The organism is Burkholderia sp. HMSC10F09, assembly GCF_001806955.1.
Taxonomy (GTDB): Bacteria; Pseudomonadota; Gammaproteobacteria; order Burkholderiales; family Burkholderiaceae; genus Burkholderia; species Burkholderia multivorans.
In genome coordinates this window covers 1-2862 of the sequence record NZ_KV786563.1, presented here as the reverse complement: position 1 = coordinate 2862, position 2862 = coordinate 1, and the positions used below count along the sequence as shown (strand labels likewise).

The following is a 2862-nucleotide window of genomic DNA, read 5'->3' as shown; positions in this document are numbered from 1 at the left end:
CTCAGCGGCCGGCGCGGCGCGCGGCGTCGTCGCGCGCACGCACGCGGACCGGCGCCGGCTGCATCCGCGCGTTCGTCGCCATCGCACGCAGCACGTCGCGTGCAGCGACTGCGGCGAGCGCACCGAACAGCAGCCCAAATCCGATCATCAGCGACGTATCCATTGCAGCTCCGGGTAACAGACCTCGATGACTGAAACAGTATCAAACTGTCCGGCGATCGATCGTAAAAAAATGTTGCGCGAACGACAAATCTGGTCAGATCGCGCGCCACTGCGTCGTCATGTCGCGCGCATGCACTGTTCGAGGGCCGCCTCGTCGGCTGCGAGCGTCGTCGGCAATTCGTCGCGCAGGAAGTCGACCCAGGTGCGGATTTTTGCGTCGAGATACTGGCGCGACGCATACAGCGCGTAGATGTTCATCACGTGCGACCGGTATTCGGGCATCACGCGCACGATCTGCCCGCTGCGCAGCCCGCCGATCGCCGAATACAGCGGCAGCCCGCCGATCCCCATCCCTTCCCGTACGGCGACGGCCAGCGCCTCGGCGACGTTCACGCGAAACGGCGGCGCGGTGACGGGCACCGACTCGTCGCCGTCGGGGCCGGTCAGCGTCCATTCGTCGTAGTGGAAACCGGGCGCGACCATCCCGAGACACACGTGCTGCGCGAGATCGGCCGGACGCTGCGGCGCGCCATGCGCGGCGACGTAGGCGGTCGACGCGCACACGACGCTGTAGCTCTCGCCGAGCCGCTGCGACACGAGCCCCGAATCGGGTAGATCGCGGCCGACGACGATCGCGACGTCGTATCCCTCGTCGAGCAGATCGGGCATTCGCTGGGCGAGCGTCAGTTCGACGTGCACGTCGGGATAGCGCTCGCGGTAGCGCGCGACGGCCGGCACCAGGTAGTGCTGGCCAAGGCTCGTGAAGCAGTGGACCTTCAGCTTGCCGGACGGGCGCGCATGCGCGTCGCCCGCCTCCGCTTCGGCCTGGTCGACATACGCAAGAATCTGCTCGCAGCGCTGCAGATAGCGCTCGCCGGCTTCGGTCAGCGCGATCCGGCGCGTCGTGCGGTTCAGCAGCCGCGTGCGCAGATGCGCCTCCAGATCGGACACCGCGCGCGACGCGTAGGCGGTCGTCGAATTCATCTGCTGGGCGGCGGCGGTGAAGCTACCCGCGTCGACCACGCGAACGAATACCCGCATGTTTTGTAACGTGTCCATCCCGTTTCCCGTTTGAATCCGGACGGATTGTTGCACAGAGACCAACCAATATTGTCTCAAAATCCGTAAAAATCCCTTGCACCGTTGTCCATTTATTCAGGAATCACTGAAAAATATAATCGCCTCCGACTCATCTATATCCGAAAAGGGAGAAAATCGTGCAGTCTCCGGCAACAAAAGGGACGCTGGCACTGGCGGTTCTTGCAGTCTCATTAATAATGGCCGGCTGCGCGAGCATGGGCGACAACAAGCCTCAGTCGACCCGGATCGACGCGAGCGCGCTCGACGCCGGCGCCGCAATCCGCGCAGCCGACCGCGATGCGGGCTGGCCCGCGTCGGACTGGTGGCGCGCGTACGGCGACCCGCAGCTCGACGCGTGGATCGCCGCCGCGCAGGCCGGCAACCCGACGCTCGCGGCCGCGCAGGCCCGCGTGCGCGAAGCGCAGGCGATGGCGCGCGTCGCTCGCTCTGCCGAATTGCCGCAGATCAACGGCAACCTGTCGCTGATGCGCCAGCACTGGCCCGATAACGTGTACTACGGCCCGGGCCCGCTCGCGGACACCGATACCTGGAACAACACCGGCACGCTCGGGCTGTCGTATCACCTCGACCTGTGGGGCAAGGACAAGAACGCGACCGAGCGCGCGCTCGACACCGCGCATGCGACGGCCGCCGACGCGCGCGCCGCGAAGCTCGAGCTCGAAGTGAACGTCGTGCGTGCGTACGTCGGCATGTCGATGAACTACGCGCTGCTCGATCTCGCGCGCGAAACCTTCGAACGCCAGCGCGCGCTCGCCGATCTCGCGCACAAGCGGCTGCAGGCCGGCATCGGCACGCAGCTCGAAGTGAGCCAGGCGGAATCGACGCTGCCCGACTACGAGCGCCAGATCGACACCTATGAAGAAGCGATCCAGCTCGCGCGCCACCAGCTCGCCGCGCTCGCCGGCAAGGGGCCCGGCGCCGGCGACGCGATCCGGCGGCCGAAGCTGTCGCTCGACGCGCCTGCCGGCCTGCCGTCCGCGCTGCCGGCCGACCTGCTCGGCCGCCGGCCGGACGTCGTCGCGGCGCGCTGGATGGTCGACGCGCAGGCGCGCGGGATCGACGTCGCGAAGGCCGCGTTCTATCCGAACATCGATCTGCTCGCGACCGTCGGCGGGTTCGGCGTGACGGCGCCGTTTACCGACTTCCTGCGCGCGATGAACGGCGGCTGGACGGCCGGCCCCGCGCTGTCGCTGCCGATCTTCGAAGGCGGCCGCCTGCGTGCGCAACTCGGCGCCGCGAATGCCGGCTACGATCGCGCGGTCGAGCATTACAACCAGACGATCGTCGGCGCGCTGAAGGACATCGCCGACCAGGTCGTGCGCATCCGCTCGCTCGATACGCAGAAGAAGGACGCCGCGCGCTCGGTCGCCGCGAACGAGCGCAGCTACCGGCTGTCGCGCGAAGGCTTCCGCCGCGGACTGACCGATTACGTGAACGTGCTGGTCGCGCAGCAGCAGCTGCTGCGTGCGCAGGAAACGGCGGCGCGCATCGATGCGGAACGTCTCGCCGCGCACGCGGCGCTGATGGCAGCGCTCGGCGGCGGTGTCGAGACCGGCGCCGATGTGCCCGACGAGCGCGCGGCGGCGGCCGGCGCGGTGC

Annotated in this window: 3 protein-coding genes; 1 reads left to right on the top strand and 2 read right to left on the bottom strand. The window is 68.0% G+C overall.

All coding sequences use genetic code 11. The annotated features are described in order from the left end of the window. Position 1: 1 nt before the first annotated feature. A complete protein-coding gene (locus HMPREF3115_RS31485; RefSeq protein WP_006404973.1) occupies positions 2-163 on the bottom strand; it encodes a hypothetical protein in 162 nt (53 codons plus the stop codon). A gap of 116 nt (positions 164-279) precedes the next feature. Beyond that, positions 280-1221, bottom strand: a complete 942-nt coding sequence (locus tag HMPREF3115_RS04905) for a LysR family transcriptional regulator (protein ID WP_006402104.1) — start codon at positions 1219-1221, stop codon at positions 280-282. A gap of 158 nt (positions 1222-1379) precedes the next feature. On the opposite strand from HMPREF3115_RS04905, the gene HMPREF3115_RS04900 reads away from it, so the two are divergent. After that, positions 1380-2862: efflux transporter outer membrane subunit (locus HMPREF3115_RS04900; RefSeq protein WP_070553577.1), on the top strand; the 1483-nt coding region annotated here is incomplete at its 3' end.

Bases quoted from the DNA above. Each gene is read 5' to 3' on its own strand.
- HMPREF3115_RS04905 (WP_006402104.1), bottom strand. From the start codon at position 1,221: ATGGACACGTTACAAAACATGCGGGTATTCGTTCGCGTGGTCGACGCG.
- HMPREF3115_RS31485 (WP_006404973.1), bottom strand. From the start codon at position 163: ATGGATACGTCGCTGATGATCGGATTTGGGCTGCTGTTCGGTGCGCTC.